Genomic DNA, 21,791 nt, shown 5'->3' with positions numbered 1-21,791 from the left:
TTTTTCAGTGATCAGAGGCGCAAAAGGCGGCGTCTCTCAAACATGAACATAAGAGGAGGAAAACAACGAATGTCAGCCAAACGCCGTTTATTCACTTCTGAATCTGTTACAGAAGGCCATCCTGATAAAATTTGCGACCAAATTTCCGACGCGATTTTAGATGCGATTTTAGCAAAAGATCCAAATGCCCGCGTAGCATGCGAAACAAGCGTAACAACGGGTCTTGTATTAGTGAGCGGAGAAATTACGACATCCACATATGTGGATATTCCGAAAATCGTTCGCGATACGGTTCGCGAAATTGGTTATACTCGTGCGAAATTTGGCTTTGATGCTGATACATGCGCAGTATTGACATCGATCGACGAGCAATCACCTGATATTGCCATGGGTGTTGACCAAGCATTAGAGGCGCGTGAAGGTCAGATGACTGACGAAGAAATCGAAGCGATTGGCGCGGGCGACCAAGGATTGATGTTTGGATTTGCTTGCAATGAAACAAAAGAGCTTATGCCTCTGCCGATTTCGCTGGCGCACAAATTAGCTCGCCGTCTCTCAGAAGTGCGCAAAGAAGATATTTTGCCGTATTTGCGTCCAGATGGCAAAACGCAAGTAACAGTGGAATACGATGAAAATGGCAAGCCGGTACGCATCGACACGATTGTTGTTTCGACACAGCATCATCCAGAAATTACGCAGGAGCAAATCGTGCGCAATATTAAAGAACATGTGATTCAACCAGTTGTTCCAGCGGAATTAATCGACGAAAATACAAAATACTTTATCAATCCAACAGGTCGTTTTGTGATCGGCGGTCCACAGGGAGACGCTGGATTAACAGGCCGTAAAATCATTGTTGACACATATGGAGGCTATGCTCGCCACGGCGGTGGCGCGTTTTCAGGAAAAGATCCGACAAAGGTTGACCGTTCGGCAGCCTATGCTGCGCGTTATGTCGCTAAAAATATTGTCGCTGCTGGCCTTGCTGAAAAATGCGAAGTGCAGCTAGCCTATGCAATCGGCGTGGCAAAACCAGTGTCCATCGCCATTGATACATTTGGCACAGGAAAGGTATCTGAAGACATTTTAATTGAAGTGGTGCGCAATAACTTTGATCTTCGTCCTGCTGGCATTATTAAAATGCTTGATTTGCGCCGTCCGATTTACAAACAAACGGCGGCCTATGGTCACTTTGGCCGCGCGGATGTGGATCTTCCATGGGAGCGCACAGACAAAGCGGAAGCGTTAAAAGAGCAGGCTCTTGCATTGGCGAAGTGATAAGGCATCAAAAGAGAGTTACATGAATATGTAGCTCTCTTTCTCTTTTCTGTTTGATTTGCAACGAATGTTGATAAGGTTCGACTAATTTATTGTAATCAATGGTTAAAATAAATGTAACGTTCCAAATGTCCAAATCTGTGGTATAATTTTCGAGTTGAATATAAAGAAGTAGGTGAAACGGCATGTGCGGTTTTATAGGTTGTGTCCATGATCATCCAAAAACACTTGATGAACAATGGAAAAAAACGTTTGAAGAAATGAATGACATGATTACTCATCGCGGTCCTGACGATGATGGATATTTTTTTGATGAACATGTTCATTTCGGCTTTAGACGTCTCAGCATTATCGATTTAGAAGCTGGTCATCAGCCGTTATCGTATGAAAACGAAAAATATTGGATTATTTTTAACGGTGAAATTTACAACTATATTGAACTGCGTGATGAATTATTGCAAAAAGGATATCCATTTGCGACCCACTCCGATACAGAAGTCATTATTGCTTTATATAGCCATGAAAAAGAAAAAGCGGTCGAAAAGCTGCGCGGCATGTTTGCCTTTGTCATTTGGGACAAGGAAGAAAAATCGGTTTTTGCCGCTCGGGATCCTTTTGGAATCAAGCCATTCTTCTATATGGAAGAGGAAGACCGCACCTTTTTTGCATCGGAGAAAAAAAGCATTTTGCATGCGATAGAAAATGATTTACTTGACTATGAAGCATTGCAGCACTACTTAACATTTCAATATGTCCCTGAACCGATGACGATGTCTGCCGGAATCCGCAAGCTGGAGCCTGGCCACTATATCAAAAAGAAAGTTGGCGAACCATTGACGATCCATCGCTACTGGAAAGCGAACTTTCAGCCCGTTGTTCAATCTGAAGATGAGCTTGTAAAAGAAATTCGCGAGGTATTATTTGATTCGGTGAAGGTGCATATGCGCAGCGATGTGCCTGTCGGATCATTTTTATCAGGAGGAATTGATTCATCGCTTATTGCTTCGATTGCCAAGCAATTTCATCCCAACATTAAGACGTTTTCTGTTGGCTTTGAGCGTGAAGGATTCAGCGAGATTGACGTAGCGAAGGAAACGGCGGAAAAACTGGGAGTCGAAAATATTAGCTATGTCATCTCTCCTCAAGAATATATGGATGAACTTCCAAAAATTATGTGGCATATGGACGATCCGCTTGCTGATCCGGCGGCTGTTCCGCTTTATTTCGTTGCTCGCGAGGCAAGAAAGCACGTAACCGTTGTCCTTTCAGGAGAAGGGGCTGACGAGTTATTTGGCGGCTACAATATTTACCGTGAGCCGCAATCGCTGGAGGTTTTTGAACGAATGCCTCAGGCGGCGAAGTCAGCATTGCGAATGATTGCCCGCATTCTTCCTGATGGAGTAAAAGGGAAAAGCTTTATTGAACGCGGTTTAACACCGATGGAGGAACGATATATCGGCAATGCGAAAATGTACAGTGAAGCAGAAAAGCAAAGCTTGCTGAAAAGTTATCGTAGTGGACTGGAGTATACGAATATTACGGCTTCTCTTTATCAGGAAACGCCGGATTATCCGCCTGTCAATCGGATGCAGTATGTCGATATCCATACATGGCTTCGCGGAGACATTTTATTAAAAGCGGATAAAATGACAATGGCGCATTCGCTGGAGCTGCGTGTTCCATTTTTAGATAAAGCGGTGTTTGCGGTAGCAGCCAAAATCGCTCCTGAATGGAAAACGGCGCAGCAGACAACGAAGTATATTTTGCGAAAAGCAGCAGAAGGTATTGTTCCTGACCACGTTTTACACCGTAAAAAACTTGGGTTCCCAGTTCCGATTCGCCATTGGTTGAAAAATGAAATGCATGATTGGGCGAAAAATTTAATTAAAGAAAGCGATACGGATTATTTATTCCATAAAAATCAGCTGTATCGTCTTCTTGATGAGCACTGTGCAGGAAAAGCAGACAATAGCCGAAAGCTTTGGACTGTGTTTGCCTTTTTAATTTGGCATCAGGTTTATGTTGAAAAAAAGTATGATTTTTCCTATTTATATAAAAAAGACAAACAACCATTATCAATCTAATCCGATTGATAAGTGATTGCTTGTCTTCCCATTTGCACCCAAGCATCTAAAAACTCGGCTTTGGGTGCTTTTTGATTTTTTGTCTTTTTCAGCGGGTCGTTAAAATAAATATAGTCCTTATCATATCCAGTAATCACAACAGAATGCTCGTAGTATGTGATTTGAATAGGGCCGCTTGGAGTATCCCACTCGCGGAAGGCGGAGGCTGGGAGCTTTTTGAATGTGCTGTTTGTAATGATCCAAATGGGCGAGCCTTGAGAAAGATATTTTTGCAGCTCGCTAAAATCGCTGCCGGTTAAATTGACAATTCGATGCGGCAAATATTTCTTGGCGAGCTGTTCAATTGGTTCGTGATATACCCCCAGTCCCGGAGTAGTTAGAGAATACATATCGCCGACAAATCCATCATGCGGATTTCCAAAGTATACTTTGCCATTTCGCCGTTGAAACGGAGTCGGGTCCTTCTTTACTTGCTTTGCCAAGGTGATCTTGTCGACTTTCACTCCAGCGTCTTGCAGAAGCATGGCGAGACTAGTTACTTCACAGCCGCGCGGCAGCTCAGGAAGCTGAGAGATCAGCGGGACATCGAGCAAAACGAAAGGTTTGATGTCCTCTTCAATAAAAGTGGAAACGACCCGGCGCAAGCTCGCTTCCTCTTTCATGAAATCCAGTTGCTTCCAACGATTAATCGCCGCTTTAAATTCATGCTGACGAAGCATCACCAATGCTAGCATGGCCAGGCAAAAGGCGACAACAATCATTTTCCAGCCCGTTCTTAGCAAATAAATCGTAATGGCTCCAAGTAAAAGAACGATGAGCGCAAGCAATAAAATAAGACTAGACGACATGCTGTTTTCTCCCTTGTTTTCAAAATTCATACCCTATCATATCATATTCTCAGTGAAAAAAAGGAGAATTTTTAAGCGAAGCGAAAAGATGATGATCGGGTCTTTTGAAAATAGTGAATCATCCCTATCAGTCAGAAGATTCTTTCGCGCGAAGCTGCAGCGATTTGTAGTATTGGCCTTTTTCCACATATTCGCGGCGGATGCGGCTCATTTCTTTTTCATCCTCTTCTGTCAGCTCGCGAATCACTTTAGCAGGACGCCCAAACGCCAACGTTCGCGGCGGAATTTTTTTGCCTTGCGGGACAAGGCTGCCTGCACCGATAAATGCCCCTTCACCAATTTCGGCTCCATCCAAAATAATAGAGCCCATGCCAATTAACGCATTTTTACGAATGATCGCGCTATGCAAAATGACTTGATGTCCGACGGTGACGTCATCTTCAATAATGAGCGGATTATTTGGACTTTGATGCAAAATCGAGTTATCTTGAATATTGACGCGATTGCCGATTTTTGTCGGAGCGACATCGCCTCGGATGACCGTATTAAACCAGATGCTTGTTTCTTCACCGATGATCACATCGCCGGTAATCGTTACATAATCGGCGATAAACGCTGATTCTGCAATTTGCGGATGCTTATCTTTATACGGATAAATCATGGACTTCTTCCTTTCTTCTGATGAAGGTATGTATTTACTATAAGTGTACAAACTTTTTTTATATTCGTAAATGCGAAAGGGGGATTTTGGCATGTGGAAATGGGAAGCAGAGCAGGCAAAATCGGTGGTGGTTATCGTTCACGGTGCGGCTGAGCATCATGGCCGCTATAAATGGCTGATCGAGATGTTCCGTTTACATGGCTTTCACGTAGTGATGGGTGACCTCCCAGGACAGGGAACCACGACGAGAAGGAAAAGAGGGCATATTGGATCATTTGATGAGTATATCAATGAAGTCGCAGACTGGATTAAGGCCGCCCAAGCTTTTCAGTTGCCGATTTTTTTGCTTGGGCATAGCATGGGGGGACTTGTGGTCATCCGTGCTTTGCAGGAGAAACGCTTGCCCGTCAAAGGCGCGATTTTATCTTCACCTTGCTTAGGGTTAGTCACTTATCCGTCTAAAGGCTTGGATCTATTATCGAAGGTATTAAACCATATCGCTCCTTCCATGCTGTTTGACTCAGGACTATCAGTAGAAGCAGCGACAAGAAATGAAGAAGTACGCGAGATGGATAAAAATGATTCCCTCTATGTCACGAAGGTATCTGTTCGCTGGTATCGTGAATTAGTGAAAGCGATGCAAATAGCCTCTCGCAAAATTCATAAAATTTCCGATATTCCATTGTTGCTCATGCAGGGCGGAAACGATAAAATTGTGGATAAAGTAGTTGTAAAAGAATGGTTTGACAAATTGCCAGTATCAGAAAAGGTGTATAAGGAATGGAATTTACTATATCACGAAATTTTTAATGAACCGGAGCGTGAAGCGGTCTTTTTATACGCAAAGGCATTTTTAGAAACGCAGCTGCAGCTGCAAAAAACATTGTAAACGGCATGAGGTTGGGGTGAGCTTGTTGAGTATTCCGAAGCATCCAGTTTCTTTAATGAGGAGAGTTTATCGCGATGTATTTCCTGTCGTACACCGCGAATTAGCATATTGGAAGCGAAAAGCCGAGGCAATTCCTGATCCGGAGCTGCGAAGGCAAGCGCTGGCCAGTATTGAAACGAAAACCTTTCATTGTGAGGGAGGTTCTATTTTAGCGTTATTGGCTGAAGAGGATATAGCGCCCTGTATCCGTTTTATTGTAGCTTACCAAACCATTAGCGATTATCTTGATAATTTATGTGACCGCAGCACATCGCTTGACCCGCTTGATTTTCAAACATTGCATGCTTCGATGCCAGATGCGCTGCGGACTGACGCGATTCCTTTCAATTATTATCGCCATCGCAATGAACAAAATGATGGCGGCTACCTTTGGGAGCTTGTTCATACCTGCCAAAATGTGCTGAAACAAGTGAAGCATTATCACATTATTGCTCCATTTTTGCAGGAGCTGGCAGGCTATTATTGCAATTTGCAAGTACATAAGCATGTGAAGCAAGAAGAACGGGTACCGCGCCTTGAACGGTGGTTTGAAGAGCATAAACATCATCTTCCACCGATGGAGTGGTATGAATTTTCCGCTTGTTCCGGTTCGACTCTTGGAATTTTTTGCCTAGTTGCCTACGCATTTACCGATTCGTTTAACGATGAGATGGCTTTGCGCGTCCGTAACGGTTATTTTCCTTATATTCAGGGACTGCACATTTTGCTTGATTATTTTATTGATCAAGAAGAGGACCGTAACGGCGGAGATCTGAATTTTTGCTTTTATTATCCGAATGACGCGGCTTTATTTGAACGGCTTTGTCATTTTATCGAGGAGGCGGATCGCCATGTGGAGGAGCTGCCGCATGGAGCTTTTCATCGTTTGATTCACCGCGGGTTACTAGGTCTGTATTTATCAGATGGAAAGGTGAATGAACAGCGCGAAGTACAAAGATTGGCCAAGCGTTTGATCCGTTGCGGCGGAGCTATTTCTCACTTTTTTTATTGGAATGGACGCATGTATCGAGCATGGCAGAAATGGATAAAGTAAAGGGCTGTCCATAGCTTGGACAGCCCTTTTTATGGTAGACGAAGTCCATTTTGAGTTGGTCTTCTATTTATTTTGAACTTCATCCATTCCGCATCAAACATTGAACAGACAAAGAATGAAGCTGAGCTAAGTGTGTGGATCAACCAATAAAACGAATCGGCCTTGCTGGATTCCACGCTTTTTTTTGTAGTCGGCAATCCCTTCTTAAACAAAGAACGTTTTGCGGGCAAATGGATGGGGCTGTTGCCGTTCTTGGATGATCAACGCTTGTGGGACTTTTATCTTTTTTCAATGGCTACAATAAATGGAGGGCTGTTGATTTGATTGATAAACTCATATCGCAATACATGGGCCTGCTTTTGATCTAATGTTTGCACATACTTAAGCAATGCATCCCGTTCAATCGCTCCTTCGGGATGCCCGTGATAAATAACCAAAACGATGATGCCTTCCGGTGCCATGATTTGTAATAGCTGTTCGAGCGCTCGAATGGTGGAATGCGGCTTTGTTACAATTTGTTTATCACCGCCAGGCAAGTAGCCGAGATTGAAAATGGCGGCGGTGATCTGACCGTGATGGCGCTGCGGAATCTTTTCAATTAATTGGTCATGGCTCGCTTGAAACAATGTCACTTGCTCCATTACACCATGCTCTTGTAGGCGTCCCATTGTGTTTTGAATGGCTTGTGCTTGAATATCGAAGCCAAACACATGCCCCTCTTTTCCGACACGTTCTGCTAAATATAGAGTGTCGTGGCCGTTTCCGACCGTTGCATCGACGGCGATGTCTCCTTTTTTTACCGCTAAGTCAATCAGCGAACGGGCAAACGGGAGAATGCGTGCAAGCTTCATATCGCTGTCCCTTCCTTTGTGCAGTATTTCCCTTGATAGCTATTGCGTTTGTTCAGTTCGGCGTCAATAGCATTTAAAACCCCCCATTTATGAACGCTCCACATCGGCCCGATCATTAAATCAATGGGGCCGTCTCCGGTAATGCGATGGACGATCATTTCAGGAGGCAAAATTTCGAGCTGGTCGCAAACAAGCTGGATATATTCATCAAAAGATAAAAACTTCAGCAATCCTTTTTCATATTGCTTCACCATTGGCGTTCCTTTTAGCAAATGCAGCAAGTGAATCTTAATTCCTTGGACATCTAACTCAGCCACTGTTTTAGCTGTTTCCATCATCATATCATAATTCTCGAGCGGCAATCCGTTGATAATATGAGTGCAAACGCGAATCCCGTGCTTGCGAAGCTTCTTGACTCCTTCTACATAGCAAGAAAAATCGTGAGCCCGGTTAATAAGCAGCGCTGTTCGTTCATGGACGGTTTGCAGGCCAAGCTCGACCCATAAATACGTTCTCTCATTTAATTCTGCTAAATATTCGACGACATCATCTGGCAAACAATCGGGGCGGGTGGCAATCGATAGACCGACGACCCCGTCTAGGCCTAGCACGGTTTCATATTTTTGGCGCAGCACTTCAACAGGAGCATGTGTATTGGTGAAAGCTTGGAAGTAGGCTAAATATTTCCCTTCCTTCCATTTAGCATGCATTTTTTCTTTAATATGATGGAATTGAGTCACTAAATCATCCGAACGATTTCCTGCGAAATCGCCAGAACCGGCTGCACTGCAAAAGGTACATCCGCCATAAGCCACTGTGCCATCGCGATTAGGGCAATCAAAGCCTCCATCAAGTGAAACTTTGAACACTTTATGACCAAATGTTTGTCGCAGGTGATAGTTCCATGTATGGTAGCGTTTATGGTCTGTCGTATATGGAAATGGGTTCATGAGCATCCCCCTTTTGTTTGCATCATGTCATTTCAGCATTGTAGCATGATTTTTATGAAAAATCGACCGTTGCCAATCATTAACGTCATAATGGAAACAAGAATCGCGCACATTAAAAGTGGAAAATGATTATTTTTCAGTTGGAGGGGACAGAATGGCAACGCGGCAATCAGTTGAACAATTTTTACAGCATTGTGAGGATGTCGTTCGCTATGCGAAGGATCAATATTATCAAGCGCAAAAGCAAGAGCATTATAACGATACGGAATACACGAATGCCCAGCAAATGCTTGAAAATACAGTAAACGATTTAGCTCATTTGGCTTTAAGCTGTAATGCCCAGCAGCGTGAACAGCTGCATCGTATGCGATTGCAATTGGAGCAGCTGCAAAATGACATGATTTTGCTGGATCACTAAAAAAGGAGGAACCGGTAACATGAAAAAACGTTCCAAGCAAAACAATCCCGAACAAACCACGAGACATAACGATCCCGAATTAGGAAAAGAGTTTGACCCCGTCAAACAGTCTAAAAAAGCGTATGAGCAAACGGGCGGACAGCCGCAAAAATCGAAACAGCATATTGAATCATAAGAGTTCAAGGAGCTTCCTATTTTTATGTATAGGCAAGCTCTTTTTTGTGGAAAGGAAGCGGTGTAAAAGCTTGAACAGAAAGGAGAAAAAATCGAGCTCCATTTTTTTAGGCATTGCCTGCACCGATGAGATGAGCGATAGAACTTGGGTGCTTCTATATTTTGTTTCCTATGTAAGCAGCCGATCGTCCGCTTTCGGCGTTTTGGCGTGGCTGAGGTAAGCACCGCTTGCCTCCTGACCATGAGTTTTGGGCCCACGAGTTTATTTCTATATCGCCGCCATGTGTATCAAAGCCGCTATTGCTTTTTGATTGCGTTGATTTTGAAAAACGAATACAATGAATTTGGAAATGGAAATCATTTTAGGAGGAACTTGTATGCCCCGTGAGCTTTGGATGCTGCTGATTGGGATGGTTTTTTACGTAACAGGGGCTTCTTTTTTATGGCCCTTAAATGCGATTTATGTTCATGAAGAGCTGCATAAATCTTTGGCGGTAGCTGGGGTTGTGCTCATGCTGAATTCTGCTGCGACGATCGTTGGCAATCTGCTCGGTGGGATTTTATTTGATAAATGGGGCGGCTTTCGGTCATTAATGCTAGGAGCGGTGACGACTTTAGTGGCCATTGTTTTTCTCGTTTTTTTCCATGGATGGCCTGCTTATCCTATCTTACTTGCCGTGATCGGATTGGGATCTGGCCTTGTTTTTCCGGTTGTGAATGCTTATGCAGGCGCAATTTGGCCAGAAGGAGGAAGAAGGGCGTTCAATGCAGTCTACGTGGCGATCAACATTGGGGTAGCCGCTGGCTCATCCTTCGGTGGCTGGATTGCTTCTTATTCGTTTGAGTGGATTTTCATCACAAATACTCTTATGTACCTTTTGTTTTTGGTTGTTGTTCTTTTTGGATTAAAGGCTGTTCAATGGAAGAGTGGGCAAAAGCCATCCATTAAAAATGCTGCTTCTGTCTCTATACATTCACGAACGGCGTGGCGCGCGTTTTTGATTTTATGCACCGGTTATTTTTTATGCTGGCTAAGCTATGTTCAATGGTCTACGACTGTTGCGGCTTACACCCAACAGCTTGGCCTTTCATTAAGGCAATATAGCCTGCTTTGGACCATAAACGGAGTGCTGATTGTGCTGGCGCAACCGCTGCTTGGAAAACTGTTAAGCCGTTGGTCCAATCAACTGAAGCTGCAAATGATCGTTGGTTTTTTTATTTTTGCCCTTTCCTTTTTGATTTTATGGCAGGCGAGTGTATTTTGGCACTTTGTTGCCGCGATGGTTGTATTGACAATCGCTGAAATCATGGTCTGGCCCGCGATTCCAACCGTGGCCAGCCAGCTGGCATCACAGGAAAAGGAAGGATTTTATCAAGGAATTGTGAACAGCACGGCAACGGCAGGACGAATGATCGGTCCAGTTCTTGGCGGTTTGGTTGTGGATCATGCTGGAATGAAGCCGCTGCTTGCGATCCTATTTGTTTTTGTTCTTATTTCCATTTTGACGACAGCGATTTATGACCGCAAGCTTAAGCAAGAAAGTCCAATCGAAACAAAAGCAGCTGTCTAAAACATTCGGAGTTCTTCCGAATGTTTTTTATTTTTTATTGACAATGCGCCATTAATTCGATATATATCTAATTAGGTTTATATCGAATTTTAAGGGTGACAGATGAAAAGGAGGCGTAACCGATGCAATTAAGCCGGTTAGTGAGCTTTTTTAAAACGATGGGTGACCCGACGCGCTTGCGCATGATAAAGCTGCTTGCTGAGGGGCCATTGCATGGACAGGCAATCGCAGGAAAACTTGGCTTGACTCCCCCGACCATTACCCATCATTTGCATAAACTAAGAGAAGTGAATGTCGTTTATCAACGGCGCGACGGCAATACCATTTATTTTTATTTAAATAAGCCAGTGATGGATCATTACGCAGCAGCGTTAACGGATTTAACGGAGCAAGCGGAGAAGGAAAAAGATAGAAAAGAAGCGGCAGAACGGCAAAAGGTTATTGACCATTTCTTCACGTGCGAAGGACGGCTGAAGCATCTTCCAGCTCAACGCAAAAAGAAACTGATCGTACTGGAGCACATGCTAAAAGGCCTGAAAAAAGGAGAGAAATATGAAGAAAAGCAGTTAAATGAGTATATTAAAAAATTTCATGATGACTATGCGGCGATTCGCCGCGAATTTATTATTCACAACTATATGTATCGCGAAAATGGCATTTATGAGCTAAATCCGGAAGAAATGTGGGCAAAGGAATAACAGGGGTAGAGGATGGGCCTCATTTATTTTTTTCCTTTACTTGCAACAAGCTGATAAATTTCTTAAAATAATGATTATAATAAAATATTGTCAAATAACAGTGAAAAGGATTAGTAGTGAGCAATACGGAATGCAGAGAGTTGACGGATGGTGCAAGTCAACCGAAGTTTGTTCATGAACTCGCCTTTGAGTTGCGAATATGAACGGCTGTTTTGCCTAATAATGTTCGCCGTGAATCTGCGTTAAGGAATCGAGTGAGCGCACGTTTTTTGTGCGCTAAACAGGGTGGTACCGCGGGAAGTTCAATCTCTCGTCCCTTGTGAAGGGCGAGGGGTTTTTTATTTTCTTTTTTGTTAACACTGTGGAAATAGAAGCAGAAAGATGGGAGGACGTGACATGAGCTTTAATCATCTTGATATTGAGAAAAAATGGCAAAAATATTGGGAAGAAAACAAAACATTTAAGACGAGCGAAGAGGAAGGAAAGAAAAAATTTTATGCGCTTGATATGTTTCCTTACCCTTCGGGAGCCGGCCTTCATGTCGGGCATCCAGAAGGATACACAGCGACTGACATTTTAGCGCGAATGAAGCGCATGCAAGGATATAACGTGCTTCATCCAATGGGGTGGGATGCGTTTGGCTTGCCAGCTGAGCAATATGCGTTAGATACTGGAAACGATCCGGCCAAGTTTACGGAACAAAATATTAATAACTTCCGCCGGCAAATTAAATCGCTAGGATTTTCTTATGATTGGGATCGCGAAGTCAATACAACTGATCCAAATTATTACAAATGGACACAATGGATTTTTTTAAAGCTTTATGAAAAAGGCTTAGCCTACATTGATGAAGTGCCTGTCAATTGGTGCCCGGCGCTTGGAACGGTTTTGGCGAATGAAGAGGTTATTGATGGAAAAAGCGAACGTGGTGGGCATCCGGTAATCCGCAAGCCGATGAAGCAATGGATGCTTCGCATTACAGCTTATGCAGATCGCTTGCTTGAGGATTTGGAGGAACTGGATTGGCCAGAAAGCATTAAAGAAATGCAGCGCAACTGGATTGGCCGTTCAGAAGGAGCCAATGTCCATTTTGCCGTCGACGGACATGACGAGACATTTACCGTATTTACCACGCGTCCGGATACATTGTTTGGCGCAACGTATGCGGTGCTTGCTCCTGAGCATCCGCTCGTAGCCCAAATTACGACACCTGAGCAAAAAGAAGCAGTAGAAGCCTATTTGCAGCAAATCCAAAGCAAAAGCGATCTTGAGCGCACGGATTTAGCGAAAGAAAAAACAGGTGTATTTACAGGCGCTTATGCGGTCAATCCAGTAAATGGAGAAAAATTGCCAATCTGGATTGCTGATTATGTGTTAATGAGCTACGGCACAGGCGCGATTATGGCGGTGCCAGCACATGATGAACGCGACTATGAATTTGCGAAAAAATTCAACTTACCGATTAAGGAAGTCGTCGCGGGCGGCGATGTGACAAAAGAAGCGTATACAGGCGATGGCGAGCATATGAACTCCGGCTTTTTAAACGGTTTAAATAAAGAAGAAGCCATTAAGAAAATGATTGAATGGCTTGAAGAAAACGGAAAAGGCGAGAAGAAAGTATCCTATCGCCTTCGCGACTGGCTTTTTAGCCGCCAGCGTTATTGGGGTGAACCCATTCCGATCATCCATTGGGAAGATGGCACGATGACGCCAGTGCCGGAGGAAGAGCTTCCGCTGATGCTTCCGAAAACCAGTGAAATTAAACCGTCAGGAACAGGCGAATCGCCGCTGGCGAATATCGAGGATTGGGTCAATGTCGTTGATCCGCAAACAGGCAAAAAAGGCCGCCGCGAAACGAATACAATGCCGCAATGGGCGGGAAGCTGCTGGTATTACCTGCGCTACATTGATCCGCACAACAGCGAGCAGCTGGCTGATCCTGAAAAATTGCAAAAATGGCTGCCGGTCGACATTTATATCGGCGGAGCTGAGCATGCGGTGCTGCACTTACTATATGCGCGCTTTTGGCATAAATTTTTATATGATATCGGCGTGGTGCCGACAAAAGAGCCATTCCAAAAGCTCTTTAACCAAGGAATGATTCTTGGCGAAAATAACGAAAAAATGAGTAAATCAAAGGGAAATGTCGTCAATCCAGACGATATTATCGAAAGCCACGGGGCCGATACATTGCGTTTATATGAAATGTTTATGGGGCCGCTCGAAGCATCGATCGCTTGGTCGACAAAAGGCTTGGATGGTGCCCGCCGTTTCTTGGATCGTGTATGGCGATTATTTGTTGAGGAAAATGGCGAGCTCAATCCGAAAATCGTCGATCAGGCAGAAGAGGATACGCTTGAGCGAGTATACCATCAGACGGTGAAGAAAGTCACTGAGGACTACGAAGCTATTCGTTTCAATACAGCGATTTCCCAATTAATGGTCTTTATTAACGAAGCGTATAAAGCCCCTGTTCTACCAAAAGCGTATATGGAAGGGTTTGTGAAATTGTTATCTCCAGTGTGTCCGCATATTGCCGAAGAGCTATGGGAAAAGCTTGGCCATACAAATACGATTGCGTATGAAGCGTGGCCTGTGTATGATGAAACAAAATTAGTCGAAGATGAGATAGAAATCGTCGTACAGGTGAACGGCAAAGTGCGCGCGAAGCTCCATGTTCCAGCGGATGCTTCGAAAGAACAAATGGAGCAAATCGCCTTGGAGGACGCAAAAGTGAAAGAACAGCTCGACGGAAAAACGATACGTAAGGTGATTGCCGTTCCAGGTAAGCTAGTCAATATTGTGGCCAATTAATCAAAAGCAAGTCCCTCACTCTTTCAGGCTGTGAGGGACTTGCTTTAAAAAGAAAGGAGAAAAAGAAATGGAAGAAATGAAAGAAATAACAGCAGAGGAACTTAAACAAAGGCTGGAAAAAGGGGAAAAATTAAATTTAATCGATGTGCGTGAAGACGAAGAAGTAGCGTATGGCATGATTCCGGGAGCGAAACATATCAAAATGGGCGAGATTCCACATCGTCTAGAAGAATTCAATAAGGAAGAGGAATACATTTTTATTTGCCGCTCTGGGGTGCGCAGCGAAAATGTTTGCCGCTACCTTCAGGAGCTGGGCTACAGCGTTTGCAATATGGTCGGCGGCATGCTGGCATGGGAGGGAGAAGTAGAATAAAATGCCGCAACCAAAAAAGAGGCTGATGTCATCAACTGACATCAGCCTAAAAAATGTCGCTGAAAGTTTTAAAAGGTTTAGATCAATAGTTAGGATAAACGATGTTTGGTTGCACTGGAGCGCCTTTGGATTGACCGTCATTTGATACAGTCAATCCTACTCCCAATACGGTTACAAGGGCAAGAATTGAAGCGAAAATCTTTCTTTTCATATGATTTCCTCCTTTAACTTTTAAATAATATATTGTTTTCTTTTTTTATTAGCTAATTGATAGTAATGACTGCTTTTTTTATAGAAAAACTGCTTGGCGTACATATCCGCCAATTTTTCATAGCAATCGGTCAAATACATCCAGTCATAGGTTTTTTCGAAAAAAGGAATAACAGTTTGTTCAAGATATATTTTTAGTTCTTCCTCTTTTCCTGATATTTCTAGATGTAAGCAATAAAATTTGTGCAACAAATGTTCAGCAATAGGAGATTGTTCTAACCTTTCGAGTGCATCGGCAATCCATTTTGTTGCTGAAGCGATATCATTAATTAGAACATATTCTTTAGCTAAGTAGTAAGTAGTCGTTAAGTAATCAAGCTCATCTTTCTCATAGTTCAAACTTTTTAAATAATAATCAATCGCTTTAGATGAATCCCCTTTTGTTGTATATAAATAGCCAAGATTGTGCAATGCTTTTCCGATAATATCAGGTAATTTTAGCTTTCTTGAAATATTTAAAATATTATCAAAGTAATATTTTGCTTGATGAAATTGCTGGATAATTACATAGCTGATACCAATCATCATTTGGCAGTCAATACTTCTTAAATAATATGAAGAAGAATCGAATAATTCCAGTGCCTGATGTCCATATATTAATGTTAATGAAGGGCGATATAAATGACAGTAAGTCAACGCTAAATAATAGATCAGTTCAGGCTCAGTATAGCGCATTTTATCGCTAATGCTTTTGGCCATTTCGAATTTTTGGATTCCTTCTTCATATTGCTGATTCATGCATAAATAAATGCCGTAAAAGCAATAGAAATAAAGCAACTGCCCGTTTGTCAGCTTTCCTTTAATCTTGGTGAAATAATCGATCAATTCTAAGGCGGAGGATAGCTGGTTTTTATAAAGATGGTAACGCAATAACGTGAGCTTGTAATGAATAACGAGATTGATATTTTCGATAAATTCGATTTTTTCAGACAAAGAATGGGCATATTGATCTGCTTGGCTTGTGTCGCGATCGATAATCGCCTGGTACCACGCCAAAATATCCTCGTTTAATTGCTTTTGCTCAGAAATGATGTTGTCGTAGCTGAGACCTAATCTCGACAATAACAGCACAATAATTTCTTCATTGGCAGTGATTTTGTTGTTTTCAATTTTGCTTAAGTACGGAACGGAACATATCCCTTTGGATAGCTCTTCTTGTGTCATGCCTTTTTGTTGACGATTAATCGCGATAATCATCCCGATGTCTATATCTATATTATCTCCCAAAATGTACATAAATCAATGCCTACCCCCCTTTTTTTATATTGAGAAAATAAAGCCCCCTTCTTTTAATAGCTAGGTCTTTTCGACAGCATTTTCTCAATATGGCCATATAACGCACATTTCATGTTTATGTCCTAAAAAATAAGATGATAGTCATAGATGTTGCCGCTTTTAGTCGAAAAAGAACAGATCTTCTAGATTATAAAAATAGGTCCTTTCAATGGTGTTTATACATGGAGTGGATTAGCTATATTGAGAAAATGTTAGGTTGTTAAGCAATTTCAAAAAATGAAAAAACTCCTTCGCTTAGTCACCATTATATTCCTAATCATATTAATATTCAAATCAAACTAAAAAATGCAGTCCGCTATTTTTTCATTTGGTCTTGAATCAGAAAAATAGCAGTTAAATAGCAGTTTCATGGATTGTTAATAATCTTGGAAAATAAATTCGTCTATTCGATTTACGGATGTTCGTGGTTTGTTCGATATTAAAAAAAGATGAAAAATGAGTGAAAAAAACTTGTTAAGAAAATATTTTATCAATATTTTAATTCAGTAGTGAAAAAAAAGCAAAATATTGTCGTTTGATTCTTCCAAAGCAAAAAGAGGAAAATCGATATCTTTAAGGAAATAAACAATACATTTGCAGTGATCGCGTGTAAGAAGCAAGTTGATTAGATAGAAAGGAGAATGAAAATGGGCCTAGAACGTAGTTTGCCACTATTTCTGCATATTTCGCTTCATCGAATGTGCGATCATTATTTGCCGAAGCTGCTGGCGGCTATTCAATGCTTGGACGAAAACGAAATATGGTGTTGCGAAACGGAAGAAAGCCATTCGATTGGCGGAATCATTTTGCATATTTGTGAGCATATTCACAGAAACACGTTGCAACTTTCGAATCCAACGGTCCAATTTTCTAATGGAATGGAAGAATATTTTCCAAATGGTCACTGGACTTCCGGGGAATTATGCGAATATGTGCAAGAAATATTCAATGAATGGCGAGTGGAGGTGGAAAAACGGCTGGAATGGGATCAGGGAGTCGATATGCATCGGATGTATCATGTAGTGGAACACACCTCCTATCATCTTGGCCAGATCATTGACCGCACAAAGCGGTTGAAACGGATTTCCTTTCAATTTTGCCAGAAAGGGCTAAATGAAAAAGGACTAAGGGAGATGATCGAAGCAAAATGTACAAAGTAAAATTATTTGATGAAGAGCATGAAAAAGATTTGGAAATATCCGTCAATCAATTTTTATCAGGATTAAAAGAAGGACAGCTTATCGACATTAAATATGATGTGGCTCTAATGGAGTCAGAGGGAGAGCAGATTTACTGCTTTTCAGCGATGGTCATTTATCGGGCCTAGCGAAAATGGCTAAGCCCGATGTAGTAAAGCATGTTTTGCCGCGTTCATTCCCGCAAGCCGTCCGGTGACAAGGGCGGCTGTAATGTTATATCCACCCGTGTAGCCGTGAATATCTAAAATTTCGCCGCAAAAATAAAGTCCCTCCATTAGCTTGGATGCCATTTCTTTTGGATGGATCTCCTTTACCGATACACCTCCGCCCGTCACAAACGCTTTTTCGATTGGCAAAGTGCCGTGGACATGGAACATAAAATGCTTGCAACTTGAGATGAAGGCGCGAATCTTTTCATGAGCGAGCGTGCTTGCCGATGCTTGCGGATCTATATGGTTTTTTTCTAATAAAAATAATAAATAGCGTTCGGGAAGGAGTCCTTTTAAGAGATTTTTGATCGCTTTTTTTGGCTCATTTTTGATGGCAGCAACCACGCGCTGAAACAGCATTTCTTCGTTTTCGTCAGGAAGCGCATCGATACTCATCGTTACCGCATTTGCTTTTTTTCGCTCTTTCACGACAAATTGGCTGCAGCGGAGCGCAGCCGGACCGGAGATACCAAAATGGGTAAAAATCATATCCATTCGATGGGTCACAACCGTTTTTCCTTTTTGATTCAGAACGCTCAATGCGATATCGCGCAGGGAGAGTCCTTGCAATATGCGCTCTTGAATAAATGATTCATTGGAGATGATCGGCACCTCTGTCGGAAATAGTTCTGTTACGGTATGCCCGGCTTTTTTCGCCCATGCATAGCCGTCTCCTGTCGATCCCGTATGAGGAACGGATTTTCCGCCAACGGCGACGACGACGCTGTTGGCGGCAATAAATTCTCCATTTTTTAACGTAACGCCGACCGCTTTTCCATTTTCATATTCCACATCAGCAACTGGTGTATTCAGGCGAATATGTACTTTAAGATTGTCCAGTTCATTGATTAGCGCTTGGACAACAGATTGTGCATGATCTGATACAGGAAACATTCGGCCATGGTCTTCTTCTTTCAGCAAAACGCCAAGCCGCTCAAAAAATTGAATAATGTCTTCATTGTTAAAGATCGAAAACGCGCTATACAGAAAACGGCCATTTCCTGGAATATGCTTGATGATTTCCTCAACAGGCAGCCGATTGGTCACATTGCAGCGTCCGCCTCCAGAAATCGCAAGCTTGCGCCCCAGCTTGTCCCCTTTATCTATAAGAAGGACGTTCGCTTTTTGCTCACCGGCCGCAATCGCTGCCATTAATCCTGATGGTCCGCCTCCGATCACAATGACATCATACTTCACTTGCTTCACCAACCTTTCTTTTTCTATTATAGTCGAGAGATGAAAATTTCTCGACTTGCCCGCAAATGTGATAAAATACAGTAGTTGTGAAAAGATGCACTCTAGGGAAGGGATGTTATGTCAGCTTCAAAATTGCTGCGTGGAACATTTATTTTGACAGCGGGTGTGATGCTGTCGCGCATTCTTGGTTTAGTGTATGTCATTCCGTTTTATCCGCTTGTCGGAGAACGGGGTGGAGCGCTTTATTCGTATGGATATGTGCCGTACCAAATTTTTATCAGCCTTGCTACAGCGGGAGTGCCGCTTGCGGTTTCAAAATTTGTTTCAAAATACAATGCGCTAGGGGAATACGGCACGGGCTATCGGCTGTTTCGCTCGGGGCTATTGCTAATGACGATCACCGGCATTGCCGCCTGTGCGATTCTTTATACGATCGCACCTTGGATCGCTCCATTTGTGATTGATAAACAAGTAGAGGGAAATTCCGTTGCTGATGTTGTCACCGTCATTCGCGCTGTCAGCTTCGCTTTAATTATCGTGCCAGTGATGAGTTTAATCCGCGGATTTTTCCAAGGGCACGAGTCAATGGGACCGACCGCTGCATCGCAGGTAGTGGAACAGCTGATCCGTATTATTTTTCTGTTGGCCAGTTGTTACATTGTGCTGCGTGTTTTGCATGGGTCGCTTGTCACAGCGATTAGCTTGGCAACATTTGCGGCATTTATTGGCGCTCTAGGCGGACTTGCCATATTAATTTGGTATTGGTGGAAACGTAAAGAGCATTTAGCCGAATTGCTCACACAAGACCGGGGACAGCTTCATCCTTCTTTAAAAGATATGTATAAAGAATTAATTATGTATGCCGCTCCGTTTGTGTTTGTTGGGCTGGCGACACCGCTCTATCAGCTAATTGACCAATTTACCTTTAACCGGGCGATGGCCAGCATCGGGCTTGCGAAAATTTCCGAAGAAGCGTATTCCATTTTTAATGTATGGGCGCAAAAGCTTGTCATTATTCCTGTGACGCTGGCGACATCATTTGGTTTGACATTGATTCCAACGATTACGAAAGCTTATATCTCCGGTGACCGGAAATCGTTTCGCAAATATTTAAATCAGACGTTTCAAGTGGTGATGTTTTTAACGGTTCCGGCGGTCGTCGGAATGGCCATTTTGGCAGAGCCGATGTATGCGGCGTTTTACAACTACGATCCGCTCGGCGAGCAAGTGCTTCGCTGGTATGCGCCGGCGGCGATTTTATTCGCGATGTTTTCTGTTACCGCTGCCGTATTGCAGGGCATCAACCAGCAGCGCTTTACAGTCATAAGTTTGACGCTTGGATTATTAGTCAAGCTTTCACTAAATACTTTCTTCATTACAAAGTTCGCTACCATTGGAGCGATTTTAGCTACTACGTTTGGATATTTTCTTTCGGTCGTGTTTAATTTATTTATTATCCAAAAATACACAAAATACCGTTACAATTTCGTTATTCGGCGCACGATTTTAGTCATGATTTTGACAGCGATTATGTCGATCGGAGCGGTTGTTATGCTTCATTTATGTCAATGGCTGTTCCATTATAACGGTGGAAAAGTCGAATCAGTGGTCATTGTGATCATTTGTGCGGCGGTTGGTGCTGGGATCTATTTCTTGCTAAGCGAGCGGCTCGGGCTTATTTCCTCTTTATTTGGCAATCGTTTTGCCTTTTTACAACGGAAAAAGAAGGCGGTTTCGTGACCCGCCTTCTTTTGTCTCCGTTTTTAAAATTGACCTGTAGGAGGAATGCCAAGACGACGCTCGACGCGTTGAAGACGGCGATTAAGTCGGTTAATTTGCTCGCCCTGTCGCTCAATGGTTCGTTCCATTCGATTTAAGCGTTGTTCCAGCGTTCCCGAAGGTCCAGGATGACCGCCTGGAAAGCCGCCTGGAAAACCGCTTGGAGCTGGGCTAGTAGGGAATCGGTTGTCGTATCCGGTGTCCGCCTCCGCTGGATAGTCTGGAAATCCTCCTGTATATGGCTGTTGCTGGTAGTAGTATTGATAGTAATTGCTCATAGGCAAATTCCCCTTTCTTTATTATTCTTAAGTATTGTATGTAAGGATGGGAGGATGCGGAATAGGCAAACGTCTAAATTCATACTTTTGATAAAATTAGGAAAGGAGCGTTTATGTTGAGTTTACGGATTGATAAAATGTTAGCGAATATGGGATATGGAACGCGCAAAGAAGTAAAAAAACTGCTGAAGTCCGGCGTAGTAAAAATGGATGGTGTCATCGTGAAAGATCCGAAAACACAGGTGAATCCAGAGACGCAAATCGTTACGGTTTGGGGGGAAGAGGTAGAGTATAAAGAATTTGTTTATTTGATGATGAATAAGCCGCCTGGAGTAATTTCAGCAACGGAAGACGACATGGAAGAAACGGTGGTCGATTTGCTTGAAGAAGAAGATCAAATCTTTGCGCCATTTCCAGTAGGACGGCTCGATAAAGATACAGAAGGGTTGCTTTTATTAACAAATGACGGACAGCTTGCTCATCAGCTGTTGTCTCCGAAAAAGCATGTGCCAAAAACCTATTTTGCTGTTATTGACGGTGAAGTCAATGAGGAGGATATTGCCGCATTTCGTCGCGGTGTTATTTTGGATGATGGGTATGAAACCAAGCCGGCTGAATTGATAATTTTAAAACCTGGGACTCGTTCGGATGTCGAAGTGACCATTACGGAGGGAAAATTTCATCAAGTGAAACGCATGTTTCAAGCAGTCGGCAAGCGCGTTGTTTATCTGAAACGCATTCAAATGGGGCCGCTTGTGCTTGATCCGTCGCTGGCGCTTGGGGAGTATCGAGAATTAACAGAAGAGGAAATAGAGATGCTGAAAAATGTTTCAGCACATGAAATAAAAAAAGGGAACCTTTAAATCTTGAATAAGGTTCCTT

The 21,791-nt window shown here is 42.8% G+C and carries 22 protein-coding genes and 1 other annotated feature; of the genes, 14 read left to right on the top strand and 8 right to left on the bottom strand.

Going from position 1 to position 21,791, the window contains the following annotated elements:
* The first annotated feature begins 69 nt into the window (after positions 1-69).
* Together metK and asnB are read left to right on the top strand one after the other, a co-directional pair.
* Positions 70-1,278, top strand: a complete 1,209-nt coding sequence (gene metK, locus GRQ40_RS15010; RefSeq protein ID WP_044745863.1) for a methionine adenosyltransferase — start codon at positions 70-72, stop codon at positions 1,276-1,278.
* Between the two features lie 185 nt (positions 1,279-1,463).
* Positions 1,464-3,362, top strand: coding sequence for an asparagine synthase (glutamine-hydrolyzing) (asnB, locus tag GRQ40_RS15005; RefSeq protein ID WP_066150056.1), 1,899 nt, complete (start codon positions 1,464-1,466; stop codon positions 3,360-3,362).
* Here the strand turns inward: asnB and GRQ40_RS15000 are convergent.
* Positions 3,359-4,210, bottom strand: a complete 852-nt coding sequence (locus tag GRQ40_RS15000) for a C39 family peptidase (protein WP_066150059.1) — start codon at positions 4,208-4,210, stop codon at positions 3,359-3,361. The genes asnB and GRQ40_RS15000 overlap by 4 nt on opposite strands.
* A 127-nt stretch (positions 4,211-4,337) precedes the next feature.
* Positions 4,338-4,871, bottom strand: a complete 534-nt coding sequence (locus tag GRQ40_RS14995) for a gamma carbonic anhydrase (protein ID WP_044745866.1) — start codon at positions 4,869-4,871, stop codon at positions 4,338-4,340.
* A gap of 91 nt (positions 4,872-4,962) precedes the next feature.
* On the opposite strand from GRQ40_RS14995, the gene GRQ40_RS14990 reads away from it, so the two are divergent.
* Positions 4,963-5,760 (top strand): alpha/beta hydrolase, encoded by a 798-nt coding sequence (locus GRQ40_RS14990; protein ID WP_066150063.1) that lies wholly within the window; start codon positions 4,963-4,965, stop codon positions 5,758-5,760.
* A 25-nt stretch (positions 5,761-5,785) separates the two neighbouring features.
* On the top strand, positions 5,786-6,853 hold the full coding sequence (locus GRQ40_RS14985; protein ID WP_080862145.1) for a tetraprenyl-beta-curcumene synthase family protein: 1,068 nt from the start codon (positions 5,786-5,788) through the stop codon (positions 6,851-6,853).
* 278 nt (positions 6,854-7,131) lie between these two features.
* On the opposite strand, the gene GRQ40_RS14980 is transcribed toward GRQ40_RS14985, so the two are convergent.
* Together GRQ40_RS14980 and GRQ40_RS14975 are read right to left on the bottom strand one after the other, a co-directional pair.
* Entirely contained in the window at positions 7,132-7,704 is a 573-nt protein-coding gene (locus tag GRQ40_RS14980; protein WP_159720287.1) for a tRNA 5-(aminomethyl)-2-thiouridylate-methyltransferase MnmM, read from the bottom strand.
* Positions 7,701-8,654 carry a tRNA modification radical SAM protein MnmL/YtqA gene (locus tag GRQ40_RS14975; RefSeq protein ID WP_159720286.1) on the bottom strand — a complete coding sequence of 318 codons (954 nt, stop codon included), beginning with the start codon at positions 8,652-8,654 and terminating at the stop codon, positions 7,701-7,703. Before GRQ40_RS14975 ends, GRQ40_RS14980 begins: the two co-directional genes overlap by 4 nt.
* 154 nt (positions 8,655-8,808) lie before the next feature.
* On the opposite strand from GRQ40_RS14975, the gene GRQ40_RS14970 reads away from it, so the two are divergent.
* The 6 genes from GRQ40_RS14970 (at position 8,809) to GRQ40_RS14945 (ending at position 14,702) form a co-directional block, all read left to right on the top strand.
* Complete coding sequence (locus tag GRQ40_RS14970; RefSeq protein ID WP_066150072.1) at positions 8,809-9,072, top strand: YtzC family protein; 264 nt, start codon at positions 8,809-8,811, stop codon at positions 9,070-9,072.
* A 19-nt stretch (positions 9,073-9,091) separates the two neighbouring features.
* A complete protein-coding gene (locus GRQ40_RS14965; RefSeq protein WP_066150075.1) occupies positions 9,092-9,247 on the top strand; it encodes a glycogen biosynthesis protein GlgD in 156 nt (51 codons plus the stop codon).
* A 376-nt stretch (positions 9,248-9,623) separates the two neighbouring features.
* Positions 9,624-10,817 (top strand): MDR family MFS transporter, encoded by a 1,194-nt coding sequence (locus GRQ40_RS14960; RefSeq protein WP_159720285.1) that lies wholly within the window; start codon positions 9,624-9,626, stop codon positions 10,815-10,817.
* 122 nt (positions 10,818-10,939) lie between these two features.
* Positions 10,940-11,515 (top strand): DUF2087 domain-containing protein, encoded by a 576-nt coding sequence (locus tag GRQ40_RS14955; RefSeq protein WP_159720284.1) that lies wholly within the window; start codon positions 10,940-10,942, stop codon positions 11,513-11,515.
* Between the two features lie 91 nt (positions 11,516-11,606).
* Positions 11,607-11,836 (top strand) — a binding site (T-box leader).
* Between the two features lie 75 nt (positions 11,837-11,911).
* Positions 11,912-14,329 (top strand): leucine--tRNA ligase, encoded by a 2,418-nt coding sequence (gene leuS, locus GRQ40_RS14950; protein ID WP_159720283.1) that lies wholly within the window; start codon positions 11,912-11,914, stop codon positions 14,327-14,329.
* Between the two features lie 67 nt (positions 14,330-14,396).
* Positions 14,397-14,702, top strand: coding sequence for a rhodanese-like domain-containing protein (locus GRQ40_RS14945; RefSeq protein WP_044745875.1), 306 nt, complete (start codon positions 14,397-14,399; stop codon positions 14,700-14,702).
* An 82-nt stretch (positions 14,703-14,784) separates the two neighbouring features.
* On the opposite strand, the gene GRQ40_RS18805 is transcribed toward GRQ40_RS14945, so the two are convergent.
* Both GRQ40_RS18805 and GRQ40_RS14940 read right to left on the bottom strand, forming a co-directional pair.
* Positions 14,785-14,913: a hypothetical protein gene (locus GRQ40_RS18805; protein ID WP_255375093.1), complete on the bottom strand. Its 129-nt coding sequence runs from the start codon at positions 14,911-14,913 to the stop codon at positions 14,785-14,787.
* A 20-nt stretch (positions 14,914-14,933) separates the two neighbouring features.
* A complete protein-coding gene (locus GRQ40_RS14940; RefSeq protein ID WP_159720282.1) occupies positions 14,934-16,208 on the bottom strand; it encodes a helix-turn-helix domain-containing protein in 1,275 nt (424 codons plus the stop codon).
* Positions 16,209-16,894: 686 nt separating this feature from the next.
* Between GRQ40_RS14940 and GRQ40_RS14935 the strand changes: the two genes are divergently transcribed.
* Entirely contained in the window at positions 16,895-17,407 is a 513-nt protein-coding gene (locus GRQ40_RS14935; RefSeq protein ID WP_236546342.1) for a hypothetical protein, read from the top strand.
* Positions 17,395-17,574, top strand: coding sequence for a sporulation protein Cse60 (locus GRQ40_RS14930; RefSeq protein WP_044745878.1), 180 nt, complete (start codon positions 17,395-17,397; stop codon positions 17,572-17,574). Before GRQ40_RS14935 ends, GRQ40_RS14930 begins: the two co-directional genes overlap by 13 nt.
* Before the next feature lie 9 nt (positions 17,575-17,583).
* Here GRQ40_RS14930 and GRQ40_RS14925 read toward each other — a convergent pair whose 3' ends face one another.
* The gene (locus GRQ40_RS14925) at positions 17,584-18,852 is read right to left on the bottom strand and encodes a BaiN/RdsA family NAD(P)/FAD-dependent oxidoreductase (RefSeq protein WP_066150096.1); all 1,269 of its coding nucleotides are present in this window, start codon (positions 18,850-18,852) and stop codon (positions 17,584-17,586) included.
* A 117-nt stretch (positions 18,853-18,969) separates the two neighbouring features.
* Here GRQ40_RS14925 and GRQ40_RS14920 point away from each other — a divergent pair, with 117 nt between their 5' ends.
* The gene (locus GRQ40_RS14920; RefSeq protein ID WP_066150099.1) at positions 18,970-20,592 is read left to right on the top strand and encodes a putative polysaccharide biosynthesis protein; all 1,623 of its coding nucleotides are present in this window, start codon (positions 18,970-18,972) and stop codon (positions 20,590-20,592) included.
* 23 nt (positions 20,593-20,615) lie between these two features.
* Here the strand turns inward: GRQ40_RS14920 and GRQ40_RS14915 are convergent, their stop codons facing one another.
* A complete protein-coding gene (locus GRQ40_RS14915) occupies positions 20,616-20,909 on the bottom strand; it encodes a hypothetical protein (protein WP_082741709.1) in 294 nt (97 codons plus the stop codon).
* Between the two features lie 116 nt (positions 20,910-21,025).
* Between GRQ40_RS14915 and GRQ40_RS14910 the strand changes: the two genes are divergently transcribed.
* Positions 21,026-21,772 (top strand): pseudouridine synthase, encoded by a 747-nt coding sequence (locus GRQ40_RS14910; protein ID WP_159720280.1) that lies wholly within the window; start codon positions 21,026-21,028, stop codon positions 21,770-21,772.
* Positions 21,773-21,791: the final 19 nt, after the last annotated feature.

Origin of the sequence: Anoxybacillus sp. PDR2 (assembly GCF_009834045.1) — a bacterium.
Classification (GTDB): Bacteria; Bacillota; Bacilli; order Bacillales; family Anoxybacillaceae; genus Anoxybacteroides; species Anoxybacteroides rupiense.
Note: the sequence above shows the minus strand (reverse complement) of the source record. Positions and strands in the feature narration are given on the sequence as shown.